The following is a 16,957-nucleotide window of genomic DNA, read 5'->3' as shown; positions in this document are numbered from 1 at the left end:
TTAAAAAGTAACATTCAGGTTAAAGCCCACACTTCTGGTGGTTGGCGTTTGCAATGTAGAAGTACCTTCTCTACCCGAATACTGATCTACATCCACATCGTTGTAGGTAGAATTAATGAAATACAGGAGGTTACGGCCCACTACCGAAATATTGGCCGAACGGATAAAAGTACCTTCCAGTAATTTTTTAGGCAACTGGTAACCAAAGGTTACTTCGCGCAATTTGGCATAGGTACGGCTCATCATCGTATTTTCTTTCGCACCGTAAAACACGCCTAAATAATCCTGTAATAAAACAGGGGTATTATTTGGAGCGAAAGCAAGATCGCCATAATTGGTAATTACACCGGTAACCGGATCAAAGTTGAGTTTACCGCTATTGGCAACCACTACCCCATCGCCTACCCATGTACCTTTATAGTTGGGATCGCTAACGTGGATATAATCCTGATACCTGGCATCACCCATTTTACCCTGGATGGTTTCGATCTGGCGACCGCCCTGGAACGATTTTAACCTTACATAATCCTGCATTACACCGCCCACTTTACCATCTAACTGGAAGCTGAAAGAGAAATTCTGATACCTGAATTTATTGCCGATACTCCATACCCAGTTCGGATCGGCATGACCTAACAATTGATTAACCGGCAACAAGATCGGCGTTCCGCTTGCGGTATGGATCACCTGCCCGCCAGGTGTTTTGGCCAGTACAGAACCATAGATGTTATCGATACGGTCGCCGGTTTTGAAGAATTGATCAACCGATGTTTCGCCTGGAGCCAGTTCTTTATAAATCTGTTTGTAGGTAGACCAGTTGATCATCACATCCCAGCCAAATTTATCGGTCATGATTGGTGAACCTGACAAGCTCAGCTCTACCCCGCTGTTCTGTGTTTTACGGCCATTAATCGTATTTAGTTCATAACCCGAAGCCTGCGGAATGGCTTGTTTAATGATTTTTGGTCCGTCGATGTACCTGAAATATGTGGCTTCGAAGCCTAACCTGTTTTTCAGGAATTTAAGGTCGATACCACCTTCGTAATTGGTTCTGCTTTGCGCCCTGATGCTATTTAAATCGATAAGGCTATTGGTATAATACGCACCGGTTTGGTTATTATAGGTTTGCCTGATGGTGTATGGAGAGGAAAGGCCATAAACTGGACCACCATAAGACGAATTATATTCTGCGCCATAACCCAGCGGATAACTTTGCAATGGCGTGGCGCCGATATAATCCTGCGTGCCCAAACCAGGATCTTTAACGTTGGCGTAAGATACCCTTACTTTTGCAAAAGAAATAAACTCAGGCATTTTAACATAATCAGAAATTACCGAGCTTAATGAAACTGAAGGATAAAAAGCCGAATTATTGTTTGGTGGCAGTGCAGAGTTTTTATCTACACGGCCTGTAGTATTGATGTTGAGGTATTTTTTAAAACTTAAATCAACCGAATAAAAAGCACTTAACACCAACATTTTAGAGTTAAAATCGAAAGCCTTAACCGGATTTTTAGAGTTAGAGAAGTTATACACATTCGGAACGTTGAGGTAATCGGTTGTGGTAAAACTCGAGTTATAACTGAAGTTACGGGCGTTACCTCCTCCAAAAGCGCTGATCTCGAATAAATCACCAACATTTTTGTTGTATTTTAAAATTAGCTGGGTATTGTTTTCGAACATGCTGCGGCGGTCTTCCCTGTAATCGCCCAAACCTTCTTCACGACCGTAAGGGTGTGCAGAGAATGGCATTTTCTCTGTTCTTAACTGATCGTAGGTAGAAATCTGTGTTTTTAATAATACATCCAATCCTTTGCTTACATTATAATTTAATGAAGCATAACCGTTAATATCGTTCTTTTTATGTCCGCGTAACCACTCGTACGACATAAAATAAGGGTTATGGTAACGTTGGTATTCGGCATAAATAGATTGGATACCTTCCTTACCCGGCTGCCAGTAGTTTTTCATATCATCAATATTCCAGTCTGCACCACCCCAAAGCGTCATGTTGTAAATCACACTGTTCGGACCATAGTTTACATCAGGAATATTATCCGAAAACTGACGGCTGTAATTGATATAGGTTTCTGCCCTTAACTTCGGCGTGATGTTATAAGAACCGCTTACATTAAAATTATTGATGTTTAACTGAGTATTCGGGATAATTCCTTTCTGGTAATTGTTAGAGATGGAAACCCTTAAATTGTACTTATCATTTGCTGAAGATAACGCCACATTATTGGCAGAAAGCAAACCTGTTTCGATAAAACGCTTTAAATTATCTTTACCGCGGGCTACCCATGGCGTACCCTGGCGCACACCGTTTACCACCGGGCTATCGTATTGAGGGATTAACTGACCTTCAAATTTCGGCCCCCAGATATCATAATCACCATCATTTAAACCACCGCCTTTACCATCGCCAAAGGCATAGGCACTGTGTTCACCAGGTCCGTATTCGTCCTGGCTTTTTGGCAAAGCGATAAAACCCTTGTTAAACTGAGTGCTCGAGTTTAATTCTACAGTAAAACCTTTGTCGCTCAGTTTGCCTTTTTTAGTAGTGATTAATAAAGCACCGTTATAAGCCTGATAACCGTAAAGTGCCGCCGCAGCAGGGCCTTTAAGCACCGTATAAGTATCAATATCATCAGGATTGATGTTCCAGGTATCCGAATTGATCGGCACCCCATCTACCACCACCAGGTTTACATCATTACCACGCAGGTAAAGTGATGAGCGACCCAAAAGTTCGGATGATACACCGACAGTTAAACCTGCAACTTTACCCACCAAACCATTTACAGGGTTGGCTTCCCTTGCTTTTACCAGATCGGCACCTTTAACTTCCTGAATGGCATAACCAAGGTTCCGTTTTTCTTTACGGATTCCAAGTGCGGTAACCACTACTTCGTTCAGGTTTTTAGAATCTGTTTTTAAAACGATGCTTAGGTTTGCACCGGTAACCTGCACCTCTTGTGTTAAAAAACCGATAGAGCTTACTACAAGCATTTCGCCTGTTTTTGCATCGAGGGTAAAACGGCCAGATAAATCGGTAGAAGTGGCTTTTCTGGTACCTTTTATCAATACACTTACACCTGGGATCGGCTGCTGTGCATCATCCTTAACGATACCGGCTATTTTTGTTTGCGCCCATGTAAAATAGGGCGTGAGGCATAATAACAATAAAGTTATCATGCACATCTTCATCTTGTAGAGATGTTTCATTTATCTATAAATTGTTTATGGTTTATAGATGCAATGATAAGATCTGCATGTTAGCCTAATGCCAACTTTTAGTTAACAAAACAGCCTATTTTTGTTTAGTATTTGTTAACTAAATATTTTCTTAATGCTTTCTGCGGCGTAGCCAGCACTTGCAGTCATTCCTTTACCCCCAATAGCTGTACGGATGTGGATACGGTCGTCCAGATCGTATGTTACAATATGTTTGGAGGGGTGCTGCGGGTAAAATCCGGCCCAGGTTGTTTGCAGTTTACGCACATCGAAATCGACGATGCGTGCTGCTTCTTCCAGCATTAGTTCGTTAATGTGATGGCTTAGATCAAAACCCAGATCATCGAAATGGTTCACATCAGCATACACGTGCGAATCACCAATGATGATGCTGTTATCTGCCGCTTTTTTAAACAGGATGTGGATGCCCCATTTTTTCAATTCTTCGTAATGCGCTGGTGTTTTAATGGTTTTGAATGAAGGACAATAATGCTCAAAACTTTCGTAACGGCGGGTGGTTAAACCCGTTAAAATATTGCCTTCCAGCTTTACATCAGGCATCGGAATGCTGCGCATCATCTGCAATTTGCTCACCACAATTCCGCTTTCGCTAAACAGTTCGGGGTAGAGCAATTTAAACTCATAACCATTGCAGATAATGGCTTTCTCTGCCGTAAAAAGCTTAGCGTTGTTTTTTAACCCAACTTCTACCCCGGCATCTTTGCTTTCGCAGGCGGTAACCGGGCTGTTATATTTAAGCGTGTATTTTTCAAATTTTGTCTGCATGTACTGATGCAAACGGTGAATCATCTGATCGGGTGCCACACTGATTTCCTGCGGAAAAAAGAGGGCTTCTTTAGCATAGGAAGCTTTAATGGCAGGATACTTTTTTAAAATCGCATCCTGACTGAGCAATTCTGTTGTATAACCGATGATATCGTAATGTGCCTTCAACTCGTGAATTAAAGTGCATTCATCATCATCAGAGGCGATGTACACACTGCCGTTCTGCTGCACAGAAATATCATATTCCCGCTGGATGGATTTGTAGATATCCAGTCCGGCTACACCGTACTCAAACCATTCGGCTTCCATACCCGAGGGCACCACCTGACCAAAATTGCGTACGGTAGCACCTACCGGAAAATTGTCTTTTTCGAGCTGCAATACCGATTTACCTAGCATTAAAGCATGGTAAGCGTGGAAAGTACCTAAAATACCTCCGCCAATTACAATAAGATCGAATTGTTTATTCATGTTTGTTTATTTTTTTAAGATGCTTTTAAAATGCACCTGTGTTATTATTGATTAAAGATCCTTCGATCACGCTCAGGATGACAATTTAATTTAGCATCCGTTATCTCGATTGAAGCGCAGCGGAACGCCCGCCTGCTTCGGGCAGGGAGAGATCTATCCCGAGACAGATTTCTCCACTTCGTTGCACTTCGGTCGAAATGACGGGTTAAGTGGGAGTTTTGTTTATAATAACAGAATGTAAATAATTGATAATCATAATTCTTATTTTTTATCATATAAGACATACGAGAGCATTTAAGTTTAAAACCTCATCCCAATCAGATAGCTATCTGATTTTCCCTGTGCTCACCCCCGATGGTTACCCGAAATGACGGTATCTTTAAAAACCATACTTCCCGCTGCCTGCATCTTTTTATTGGTAGCCAATGTTTTCCTTCTGAAATACACCAGTGAAAGTACGCTGCATGCCCCACCAATTAGCGGAACGGCAAACAGACACTGTTTAAAAAAGTGCATCCAGCTGATATTGGTTTCTCCGAACTCATGGAGCATCAATACCGAAAAACTGCCTACATAACCAATTGAATCGGCTACATACATAATGAAACCGATATTGCTTTTATAGTGAAAATTGGCAATCATCCGCTCAAAAAAAATGGCATTATACGGGATGTAAGCCATGTACAATCCCATTCCGAGTAAAGCCATCCAGGTAATTGGCCCCATGTACCCGCGATCGAAAAAGTAAGTACTCACACCAATCAATAAACAGCCGGCAATAATCATGACGTGGATTACTGTAAATGCTTTCAGGTTGTCTTTAATCAGGATTAAAAGCCCCATCATCACCAGTACCACCACCGAAATCAGTGTATCAATCTGCGTATAAATGTGGTTGTTATGAATACCTAAACCATTCCAGATTTCGACTTCAAAATTATCGCGCATATCGCGAATACAGGTAAGCAGCACATAAATAATAATGGTTAAGATAATACCCGGTAAAAAAGCGGTGATAAAAGCCTTCCGCTGTTTTGCATCCATAGGCACCCTTTTGGTTCTCAGCTCCTGATCTTCTTTAGATGGCGGCGGAATTACTTCCAGGCAAAAAACAAAGAGCAGTAGTGCCGGTAAAAATACCAGACCTGTTAAAAAGGGCATCCAATAATCACTTACTGCTGCGAACGACATCAGCGTACGGGCCACCGTTTTTACAAAACCGGAAGCAAAAATTAAACTGATCGACATTAATGCGCCCATAAACTCAGTGGTTTTTCTTCCTTCGAGGTAACTGAACACCAAACCCCAGATCATCCCCAATGGAAAGCCGTTTAGGAATAGAAACACGATATTGTAGGGCGCGGGCACCAGTGCAAAACCAAGCAGCGCGAGCCAGGAAAAAAGAATCAGAAAAATGATGCTCCGGGCCCGGTTACTTTTTCCCGATTCGGAAATAAAACGGATCCCGTAAAATTTACTCAGGGTGTACCCCACCATTTGTGCAATAACCAGCCAAACCTTATAATCAATGTGTAAAAATTCCTGATGCTCGAAAGTAGCAGATGCAAAGGCTTTCCTGAACGCATACATACTGGTATAACAACCAAAGGCTGCAACGCCACCAATTACCGTAACCAGCCAATAGGGCCAGTGCAGTGCTTTTTTGCGGGCAATATGAAGCAAACTCATTGCGTTATTAATTTAAACCCCGCGGTTACATTAAGGCTGTAAGCCAACTTACCTAACACGATTAACCTAATTTCCATCATAATAACATTAAAAACACAATAGTAAACAATGTTTATTATTTGTAAACAAATGATAAGTTATCAAATTGTTAAATCTGCCAGGCTCGGATAGCTTATTTGCCAAATGCTTCTAATACCGGCTTTCCTCTCCAGCTTTGCGGCTGTTGCAGCCTCATTAACCAGGCCAGTGTAGCTGCTGTATCGTAAGTAATAATAACGTTTTTTATTTCGTGGTTTTTACGTACGCCGGGACCAGAAATAATCCACGGAATCTGTACTTCATCCAGCGATTTACCACCATGGCCTTTACCCGTTCCACCGTGATCGGCAGTTACTAAAATAATGGTTTCATCGGTAATGCCAGCATCGTTAACAGCTTTTAAAATTTTACCAATGCGCTGATCTACCAGCTCCAGTTGTTTGTAATAAGCCGGCGTGCGGTGACCAATGGCATGACCTGTATTGTCAGGTTCATCCAGATGCAGGAAAGTAAAATAAGGCTTTTCGTTTTTGATGATCGCAGCAGCAGTATCGGTGCAGAAATCATCTTTTTCTTTTCCGTCTACAACAATACTTACCGCTTCTTTTTCGAACAGGTAACCAATACCATTCCAGCTATAAATAACAGCTGTTTTAGCCGTTTTTTTCTGATCCCTGATTACACTGAATATGGTGGGGAATATACCATAAGAAGTTTTGGTTACCGAAGGGATTTCGGGTACCTTGCTGTTCCATTCGGTATAACCATGCTCGGTTGGACCAGCACCCATCAATAAAGATGCCCAGTTAACTGCGCTTGATGAAGGCAACACACAACGAGCTTTATCCGTCCACGAGCCATTAGCCATTAAAGCTTTAAGGTTTGGCATATTGGCCTCCTGCAGGGCATAACCTCCAAATCCATCGCAACCGATCAGGATGATATGTTTAATTTTTTTTGATTGTGCCTGAACAAAAACACTCAGGAAAAGCAGCAGAAATGTGCTTTTTAGAAATTTTTTCATTTTCATATTTTTACCGGTTAAGGTAGGGTTGATTTATGAAGATGAAGATAAAAATTTGTTAAGTATAAATAAACTTTGTTTACTAAATTGTTACTCGAAAAAATAAACAACCAACATCAATGCCTTCGTATCGCCAATATTAACAGGGGTATGAGAAAGTCTACCGTCGAAAAGCATGGAGTCGCCTTTTTCAAGGATCACTTTCTTTTTCGCAAACTGGTATTCCACCTTGCCTTCTATCATGTACTTAAACTCAAAAGCTTCGGTTTTAACCATTGGACGATGTGCATTTACTTCAAGCTCGAGTAGTACAAAATCGGCAGTAGAAAATTTAATGTTTTTGGTTAAAATACGCGAATAGTTAAAGCCAACGGCTTGTTCTTTTTCGAATTTCTGGTAATTATCTTTCCGTTTAACAAGCACAGGTGCATCTTTTTTATGAAAATTGATGTCTTTAAAAAAGCTGTTTAAATCAATTTCCAGGCTTTTAATAATGTCCATCAATACCATTAAGGATGGGATGGTTCTGCTGTTTTCGATCTGAGAAATAAGGCCTTTACTTACTTCTGCCTTATCTGCAAGTTCCTGAACGGTGATGCCAAGTTCTTTACGTCTTTCTTTAATTTTACCGCTTATCTGTAAAAGAATTTCTTCCTGCATTGTTAAAATAGATATTAATACTGCTAATGTATTATTTTATTCCTGTATTCTAAATGAAACATCACTTTCGTTACACCTTAAACAGGCAAACAGTGGTATTCTTTTTACCACAGCGAAAACAGAGATAAGGCACGGAGTACACAGAAATTAAAATTCTGCGGTGAGCAGCCCGATCGATGAGAACCAAAAGAACATAAAACTTGCTAACAGATTTAAAAAGATACTTGCAAAAAACAATTATAAAATCGGCCGGTGAAACACCGGCCGGTAAAGTTTTAACGGTAATGACCATGTACCCAATGACGGCCGCCGTAAGGGCCAACATTATAATGTCCGGGTACCCAGTGGGCACGTGGCGCACGTGCACTAACTACGCAGGCACTAAAATTAAACGCCATAACCAATAAGAGCAACGCATTAACAATCTTTTTCATAACCTAACCTTTTTAAGTGAAAAAATAATTCAAGCTTTACGCTGTGTGTTTAATTTGGACAGGTGCAGGGTAAAAAAGGTTTAATAGGACAGGATTAGTTTAATTTAAAATAGTAGAATTTACTTTTTTATTAAATAAACTAATCCTGCTGTAAATGCATTAGTTTGATTATACCTTGTTGATTCAATTTCATTAGTATGATACTGTTGATCTGTTAAAGATTTGTAATAATGAAATTTAATAGACAAAAAAACATTCTTAATGATATGATATTCCAATTCAGCTTTACTACTTATACCAAACTCTAATCTATTGTCATATATTGAATCGAATTTATGCATATATTTAATTCTCTCCAGCTTTACTATATCATTTTCTTTGGCATCGCTATTTATTTCAAAAACATTTGGGGCATTCCCCTCTATTTCACTTCTTAACCAATAAGCGTAATAGCCCCCCAGAGACATTGATAAGTTTATTCTTTTTTTCGAAAAGAAACAAAACTTCAAGTTGATTGGAAATTGTAAATATGTATTATTTACTTCATTAAGTATTCCACTTACATTCACCCATGAATATTTCTTTTCCAAGAAACCAGGAATCAATTCCAACAATAGTAATTTACCAAGTCTATAATTTAAGTTAACACCCAAAATATAACCTTGCCTTTCCTTTGTCTTTAATGCTGTATCAATTGAAGTAATATTTAATTGATTATTGGTTATTCCAAAATCAACACCAACACTAAATTGAGCATAAACTCCGTTTAAAAAAAAGAAGAGGGAAAGAAAAGTTAAAAGTATTTTTTTATCAACAATCAAATTATTTATATCTTTTAACACCTTAAGAAGGAAAATATATTTTTGGTCCTTTGAAAAAGATATTGAATGATTTAACAATAGTACTCCTAGGGGCTCCATTATTTGGAACGACATCAAACGAAATCCTCAGAACATGATTTCTCAATTTTTTGTTTTCGGTTACCGGATAAGCCATTAGCATGTCAAAAGTATCACAGCCAGAACAACTTGAAAACTGTTGCAAAGGAATTTCATAGTCCGCAATATTGACAAACCCCATCTGACTTACTACTCTGGTTGTATTATTTGTTAAATCACTTTTCAAATAAGGCTTATCCCCATCATATTCGGTATATTGTGATGGGAAATGCGCAGGGTTTAAATCATCTGTATCATCCAAATAATTTTCATAACTAATTATTTCCTGTTTTAAATTTTGTATCGCAGCTCCCGTTGTAGAGTTGTTGATTACATTTGGATTCCAAATGATGCTATATGAGTTAGGATCTAATTTCATGAAGTTATATACTATACCGGTACTTGATGTGCCAACTGTTAAATGACTCTCAGGAACAGAGGATAAAGTCATAACGCCCATTGCTTTAGTATACAAAGGACTATATCCCGTAACCGATTCTTGGCCACTACTACCAGGAATTACCATTGTTGGGTTACTGATCTGATAAGTGTCGGTAGAGGTTCCTGCTAACGTGTATGTTGTGTTAGTAGTTAAATTAACATATTGCTTTGTACTATCAGTACCAGCCCCGCTAGCCCCTCCATAAATTGCATTCACAACATTTTTAATATTCCCTTGAATACCTGACTCCATAGAACTTTTAAGAGAAGTTGCGAAAAGGTTGCTCAATTTAAGGTCATTTATTATAGAAATAGAAGAAAGCTGCAACGCTCCTGCAAAAAAGGAAGATAGTAAATCTGGAGCAGGAACAGGCTGGGCAATTGTTCCTTTAATACTGCCTTTTGAGGTACCGTTAATTTTAATGTCGCTAATATTAACCGAATTAACAGACCATTCCATTAAATTGGTAATGGCCGATTTTGTACCTACATTGGGATCATATGCCATTTCAAACTCGGCGGCATACCAGGTTCCGGTTGATGTTGTTCTATATTGCTGTACCAATGTAGAAACATTATTGGTTGTGCTCAAATCTGCCGAACCTAATGAAGAATAGCTCAGTACAGGCAGAGGATTAGCGTTATTTTTTTGTGTTAAGGAATGAGCAATATTGCTACTGGGTATCGGGGTATTAGGCGTTAAATAAAAATACCCTCTTAATAAACCTCTGTATCTATTATATAGGACAAAGAATGCGGGTTGTATAAATTGCGTTGGGCTAAATGTATTATAGACAAGTTCCCATCCATCAGATTTTTTTATATCTGTACCATAGATACTCGGAAAAGATTGATTTGAATTACTTGCCCATGGCACTAATATTTGCGTTCCGGCTGGTGTTGGCATGTAATCAACTGTTTCCCAATCAAAACTGTAAGGTATAACTGTATTTTTTGTAGGGGATCCTAATTTAATATACCCTTGCTCTTGTTCTTTTTTACAGCCAAAACAAAAGAGTACCAATAGAATAATAAAACATGATAATTTAATTTCTTTTTTCATTTTAGTAGCTTAATTATGGTTTATAGTTATATAATAAATATAAAGAGCACACTTCAAAGAAAAACCATGTTTCAATTTGATAATAAATTAATAACAAAGACTTAATAATAAAAAGACTTTGTTACCTAATTAAACCTACTAATCGCTAACTCAAGCTGCGTATCTTTTCCTTCAGATAGACGCTTATAGTTAAAAGGAGAAATGATGTCTGGGGTAATGCCTTTTGACTCATAAAATTCTCCGTTAGCGCCTATGAATTCTACAGAAGAACTTGTTACGGTTAAAAAATCACCAACATCAAATGAACCAGAATTAAATATTGACGAGTCGGAAACCGGACCTGTTGCTCCGTATGTTTGCTCGCCGATAAATAAGTTATTTTTAGATCTCAAAGCGATAATAAATGTTTCAGACAAGGAAGCGGAAAAAATGTCGCCTAAAATTATGATGGGAACGTTAACGTTATATTGCGGATCACTTTTTAATTTAGCTTCTATCCAAGGAAAATACCCATATTTTTCAATTCCATTTTTACTTCTCGAAAATCCAAAAACAGTATCACGATTAATTAACTTGCCTCCTATAAAATTTAAATCTTCAATATTACCTCCAGTATTATTTCTTAGGTCTAATATAATGCCTTTGGTTTGCCCATTTATGTTTTTAAGTTTTGAGAAGAAAAATGCTAGTGCCTCTTGCACTTTATTACCATCATTTAATTGATAAGATTTTTTAAGTGCAAAAAAATTACAATGGAAATAGAGGATATTCTTATTAATTGTTCCGGCAAGTGAATTTATCAATTCGCCATTAATATTAATACTGCCTTTACCCCCAAAAAAACCGGCATCTAAATAATTTTTAACAACATCATCATAATTATATCTATCATGAAAACCGGCAATTTTATTTTTTCTATTAATTGAAGGAAAAATAACGGAATCCCTAATTACCTTATCATGAAAAAGAATATTAAAATGACCATCAATCAATGAACCGGTAATTTCTTTGAAATAACCAACAGCCTTTCTTTTCGAAACATCGCTATCATCCAATCTATCAAATAATGGCTTATATTTTGCATATACCATGTCCCAATTTGTTGGATCTTTATCCCAATAAACATATCGATTATTCAACTTGTACCAGAATAATTCAAAAATTTCATTGAAATTCCGCGGATTCTCATAATCAGAAAGACCATCATGTTTACAGCTATTGAAAAAAAAATATACCATAATGATCAATAAAACATTTTTCACAGAACTGTGATTTGCAAATAATAATAATAATAATAATAATAATAAGCTGAACTCAATCAATAGCTTATGCAGGTAACTGGCAATACAATTCGGATATAATAAAATTGGCAATTCCCTATCGAGAATTGCCAATAATTACTGAGATTAATTCAAGTGTAATCAACAATATTATTTAAATCATAAGATTAGAAACTATACCTCAATCCTAATTGCATCTGGTAACGTGATGCAAAGAAATCTTTTGAATAAGAGGTTACATCACTTTGTTTAAAGGTGTATACCGGATATGCTGTTGGTGTACCTGCAGTTTGAACTTTAATACCCATACTAGCCATAGAGTTATAAGTATTAGGAGAAAAATACTGAACTCCCCAATCTTTATTAACCAGGTTGGTTAGGTTGATGATATCATAAGTTAAAGTAAGTACATGCGGGTGTTTTCCTTTTGCAACTTGTAAATCCTGAGAGAAACGGAAATCAGCCTGAACATTCCAAGGGGTACGTGCACCGTTACGCTCTGTAAAATCGCCACGACGGCTGCTCAGGTATTTATCACCATTGATATAGCTATCAAACGCTGCTGCCTGTGCAATTCCATCAGGTGTATTGGCAAAAAATTTCTGTGTTTCGCCTACAGCTGGTACATACATTAAACTTACTGTTTGTCCGGTTCCGTTGATCCTCGTGTTTACTAAACCCAATGAATATGGAGAACCCGACTGACCGCTGAAGAACAACGAGAAGTTAGACACATATTTACCGTTTTTAGCCCAATCTAACCTATAATTAATGGTTGAGATAATCCTGTTGCGGATATCGAAGTTAGAGTAAGCCAAACCTGCATTGTTAGGGCTAAGCGATTGGTTTAATTGCCAGTTAGATTCCATTGAGTTACGGATACCGTTGGCAATATCTTTCGATCTTCCGTAGGTATAAGCCACCATCATATCTAAACCGATAGGAAGTGATTTACTTACCTGTGCAGTTAAACTGTATTTATAACCTTTATCGGTGTTCGATAACAAATATGCGTTGGTAAACAATTTATTGATTTTCCCATTACCGTTTGGCCCAGATGTTGTGCTGTAAATCGGCTGTTGTTTTTGCGTATCGTAAACCATGTAAGTAGGATTATCTACATAGTTGATCTGTTGAAACTGTACGTCTTTAATTACCTGACTAAAAATTCCTTCAACTGTAAATTTCCACTGATCGTCTGTTTTATAATCAAAAGCTAAATTACTTCTCCATGCTTTTGGCATTTTAAAGTTGTTATCCACCAAATCTACCTGTGTAGCACCGCTTGCATCTTTAACATTTACACCTTGTTTGGTTACATAACCAGCTTCGCCATTACCGGTTAAAGCATCTTTAATCGGATCTGAACCTGCAGCAGGTTTCACGATTTTGCTAGGATCAGCATTTGTATAAACATACGATTTATCAAAAGCACCGTAGTTTACACCGTTATTGTAATAAGCATAACCGATCCACGCAAAAGGAACACGGCTGGTAAATAAACCGGTACCACCACGCATAACCAGGCTTTGGTTGCCCAACACATCGAAATTAAAACCAACACGTGGAGAAATCTGAATTTTGTTCAGAAATTTTCCGGTAATTGACGATGGCTGTGTATAGGTATAAGTTGTGCCGTAGTTTGGATCAACCGGAGAGTTTGTTGTTTTTGTACTCAAAGATGGCATATCAGGCAGGTTCGCCATATCAAAACGTAAACCTGGTGTTAATTTAAAACGGTCGCCGATACGGATTTCATCCTGACCATAAACGCTGTACATATTTACATTAAATTCTGCAGTTGGGTTGGCAATAATGTTATCACGACTGTTATCATCGTAGTTATAACTGGTACGTACCCTGTTCGGCTGGTTAGCCAGGAAATCTGGAATACTGCTATAAGCCACACGGCCATTCCATGAGTTAACAAAACCATAATTAATTTTATAAAACTCATTGTGTGTACCAACTGTAAAGGTGTGGATACCTGAGCTATAAGTATAGTTATCGGTAAATTCGAAAGTATTTTGTTTCATGTTGAAGATACTGGCCTCACGATCGGTACCTAAAAACAATGTTCCACCGTTTGAAGCAATCTCGATCTGCGGTAAAGCCGGATTAGACAGCGGATCACGATAATCGTGTACGGTAGAGTAACCCACAATTAAGTTGTTGGTAGCTGCGTTTCCGAAGCGGGTTTTCAGATCGGCAACGGTCGAAGTCTGGTTATTATTCTGTCTGAAATCGATACCGCCAAACCTAAAGTTAGACTGATCTCTTTCCAAATTTGTTGCTTTCGAAATAATGGTGTTATTTCTGATCGTTAACTGGTTGTTTTCGTTGATATTCCAATCTAAACGGTTAAAGAATTTGTTAGATTGTGAATAAATGTTGTAATCGCCAAACGAACCTGCATCTACACCGTAAACATTTTTCATACGGTCAGAAATCTGCTGAGCTTCTGCCAGTGTAAGCAATTTCATATCTGATGAGCCTGCACCTAAAATAACCGGATCTTGACGGCGGGTAATCTCCTCATTGGTAAAGAAGAACAATTTATCTTTAATAATCGGGAAACCTACACGGAAACCGGTTTGATAATCGTGGAATGCTGAAGGCTCTTTGCTGTTATCGCCGATTTTGTTTCTGCCAATTAATGAAGCATTACGACCATAACCGTAAACCGATCCAACTACTTCGTTGGTACCACCACGGGTTACGGCGTTGATACTACCACCTAAAAAGTTACCTACTTTAACATCGTAAGGCGAAAGAAGAACGGTAACATCCTGGATGGCATCAAGTGAAACCGGATTGGTACGGGTACTGCTTCCCGGCATGCCCGAACTTCCGCTCTGGCCACCTAAGGAAGGACTGAAACCAATCGCATCATTATTAATTGCACCATCAATGGTTACGTTATTGTACCTGAAGTTGGTACCACCAAAGGTATTATCTTTACTGCCCTGAGGCGTTACGCGGGTAACATCCTGTAAGCTGCGGTTCATGGTAGGCAGGGTTTTAATCTGACCTTCGCCAATGCTTGTACCCGCACCAGATTTTGTTCCGCCTTTTTGCCCCTTCACACTTACTTCGGCCAGTTGGTTGCCTTGCTCCTGAAGATCGATATCAAGTTTTACATCATTACCCAAGGTTAAATAAATGTTTTCTTTTACCACCGGACTATAACCCACAAAGGTTACAGTGATTTTGTATGGCCCGCCCGGGTTTAAGTTACCAATGCGGTAAAGGCCGTTTTCGTTTGACGAGCCTTTAGATACCGTACCTGTAGGCACATGCACCATAACAATGGTTGCGCCGGGGATGATACCTTTGTTATCCTTAATCTTTCCATTAATACTAGACGTTGTAACCTGCGCCTGAACTAATGTGACCAGGAGCACAAGAATACTTACTAGGGATAGTACACGTGATTTCATTTTCTGTTATTTTATTTTGGTACAAAACAACAGCACTAATGTTAATTCAATATTAAGAGCAGATTAAGTTTAACCTTGATTTAACAATATAAAAATGAGAATTAAATAATGGCAAAACAATTCCTTAACAGGCCTTTTGAGGCCGGAATATGATGAAGAGCGATATGCTCAAATATCAATCAGAAAGATGAAGATTTCGTGAAGATTTTACAGGAAAGTTGAGGGATGGAACGTTAAAAAGTTGAAATGTTGGAATGTTGTAGCGCCTGGTGAATAGTGTTTGGAAAGTTAACCAATAAACAAATGACCAATGAACGAATGAACCTATTCCCTATCTTTGCCTCCATGACAATAAGATTAGCCGTTACAGCAGATATCCCTCAAATTATGCAGCTGGTAAAGAAAGTTGTACCCTTAATGCGTGCCGCCGGAAATTTTCAGTGGGGAGATGATTATCCCAATCCGGAAGTTTTTGCGAAAGATATCAGCATCGGGCAGTTATGGGTTGCCCTGTTGGAAAATCAGGTTGTTGGGGTTTCGGCCATTACCAACGATCAGGATGAAGAATATGCGGATGCCGGTTGGGACATTACCGAAAAAGCGATTGTAACACACCGTTTGGCCGTTGATCCCGATTGCCAGGGCAAGGGCATTGCAAAAGCTTTAATGCAACAGGCAGAACTGGTTGCCGAAGCAACAGGAGTTAAGATTTTAAGGGTAGATACAAATAGCGAGAACAAGGCCACACAGGCACTCTTCCCAAAACTTGGCTATACTTTTAGTGGCGAAATTGGTTTGGCCAAACGCCCGGGTTTGCGGTTTTTCTGTTACGAAAAGCTGTTATAGTTATTTATACCCTTAACGAACCGCGGAAAGCCCTTGCGGCATAATACGATTGTGCACCGTTATGGTAAATAAATACATGGTCGTAGCGCCGATCGCCAAAAAGGGCACCGCCGAGTTTTCTGATTGCAGGTGGGGTAAAAATCCAGCTCGAAGTTTTATTGTCGAATTTTCCGAGTTGCTGTAAATTACGGTATTGCGCTTCGGTTAATAATTCGATGCCCATTACAGCAGCCATATCAACCGCATTATTTTCGGGTTGGTGTTCTTTTCTCGATTCAAGTCCTTCGCGGTCGTAGCAAACACTTCTGCGGCCTTTAGGACTTTCGGCCGAGCAATCGTAAAAAATATATTCGCCGGTAGCCTCGTCATAATCTACCACATCGGGTTCGCCGCCGGTTATTTCCATTTCGTCCAACACCCATAGTTTTTCAGGGTTTACTTCAAGTTTCGCCTGTACTTTAGCCCATTCTACAGCTGTATGCCTGTTCATATTTTCTCTAAAACGGTTTTCTAAAGTTTGAAGCAGTTCTGCCGTTTGGGTTGAGGAGAGTTCTTTTTTGTTTGTTTTACTCATAATTGATTAATTTATTTTCAAAATATCGTCATCTC

The 16,957-nt window shown here is 38.8% G+C and carries 12 protein-coding genes; 1 reads left to right on the top strand and 11 read right to left on the bottom strand.

Going from position 1 to position 16,957, the window contains the following annotated elements; genetic code table 11:
• The 10 genes from ACTJKC_RS11235 to ACTJKC_RS11190 all read right to left on the bottom strand — a co-directional run bounded on the left by ACTJKC_RS11235 (position 1) and on the right by ACTJKC_RS11190 (position 15,502).
• Positions 1–3,228 (bottom strand): SusC/RagA family TonB-linked outer membrane protein, encoded by a 3,228-nt coding sequence (locus ACTJKC_RS11235; protein ID WP_440791939.1) that lies wholly within the window; start codon positions 3,226–3,228, stop codon positions 1–3.
• 105 nt (positions 3,229–3,333) lie between these two features.
• A complete protein-coding gene (locus tag ACTJKC_RS11230) occupies positions 3,334–4,494 on the bottom strand; it encodes a TIGR03364 family FAD-dependent oxidoreductase (RefSeq protein WP_440791937.1) in 1,161 nt (386 codons plus the stop codon).
• 345 nt (positions 4,495–4,839) lie between these two features.
• A complete protein-coding gene (locus tag ACTJKC_RS11225; protein ID WP_440791935.1) occupies positions 4,840–6,183 on the bottom strand; it encodes a DUF5690 family protein in 1,344 nt (447 codons plus the stop codon).
• A 172-nt stretch (positions 6,184–6,355) separates the two neighbouring features.
• Entirely contained in the window at positions 6,356–7,246 is an 891-nt protein-coding gene (locus tag ACTJKC_RS11220; RefSeq protein WP_440791933.1) for an alkaline phosphatase, read from the bottom strand.
• A gap of 90 nt (positions 7,247–7,336) precedes the next feature.
• On the bottom strand, positions 7,337–7,906 hold the full coding sequence (locus tag ACTJKC_RS11215; RefSeq protein WP_344853216.1) for a helix-turn-helix domain-containing protein: 570 nt from the start codon (positions 7,904–7,906) through the stop codon (positions 7,337–7,339).
• A gap of 275 nt (positions 7,907–8,181) precedes the next feature.
• Positions 8,182–8,340 (bottom strand): hypothetical protein, encoded by a 159-nt coding sequence (locus tag ACTJKC_RS11210; protein ID WP_440791930.1) that lies wholly within the window; start codon positions 8,338–8,340, stop codon positions 8,182–8,184.
• A gap of 119 nt (positions 8,341–8,459) precedes the next feature.
• Positions 8,460–9,182, bottom strand: coding sequence for an outer membrane beta-barrel protein (locus tag ACTJKC_RS11205; RefSeq protein ID WP_344853214.1), 723 nt, complete (start codon positions 9,180–9,182; stop codon positions 8,460–8,462).
• Between the two features lies 1 nt (position 9,183).
• On the bottom strand, positions 9,184–10,782 hold the full coding sequence (locus ACTJKC_RS11200) for a hypothetical protein (RefSeq protein WP_344853213.1): 1,599 nt from the start codon (positions 10,780–10,782) through the stop codon (positions 9,184–9,186).
• 125 nt (positions 10,783–10,907) lie between these two features.
• Positions 10,908–12,176, bottom strand: a complete 1,269-nt coding sequence (locus tag ACTJKC_RS11195) for a S41 family peptidase (protein WP_440791928.1) — start codon at positions 12,174–12,176, stop codon at positions 10,908–10,910.
• 53 nt (positions 12,177–12,229) lie between these two features.
• On the bottom strand, positions 12,230–15,502 hold the full coding sequence (locus ACTJKC_RS11190; protein WP_440791926.1) for a carboxypeptidase regulatory-like domain-containing protein: 3,273 nt from the start codon (positions 15,500–15,502) through the stop codon (positions 12,230–12,232).
• 345 nt (positions 15,503–15,847) lie between these two features.
• Here ACTJKC_RS11190 and ACTJKC_RS11185 point away from each other — a divergent pair, with 345 nt between their 5' ends.
• Positions 15,848–16,348 carry a GNAT family N-acetyltransferase gene (locus ACTJKC_RS11185; RefSeq protein ID WP_440791924.1) on the top strand — a complete coding sequence of 167 codons (501 nt, stop codon included), beginning with the start codon at positions 15,848–15,850 and terminating at the stop codon, positions 16,346–16,348.
• A 4-nt stretch (positions 16,349–16,352) separates the two neighbouring features.
• On the opposite strand, the gene ACTJKC_RS11180 is transcribed toward ACTJKC_RS11185, so the two are convergent.
• Entirely contained in the window at positions 16,353–16,922 is a 570-nt protein-coding gene (locus ACTJKC_RS11180) for a DUF4256 domain-containing protein (RefSeq protein ID WP_440791922.1), read from the bottom strand.
• Positions 16,923–16,957: the final 35 nt, after the last annotated feature.

The organism is Pedobacter sp. 22226 (genome assembly GCF_052045455.1).
Lineage (GTDB): Bacteria > Bacteroidota > Bacteroidia > Sphingobacteriales > Sphingobacteriaceae > Pedobacter > Pedobacter jeongneungensis.
The sequence above is the reverse complement of the archived record's forward strand: the minus strand, read 5'-3'. Positions and strand labels throughout refer to the sequence as shown.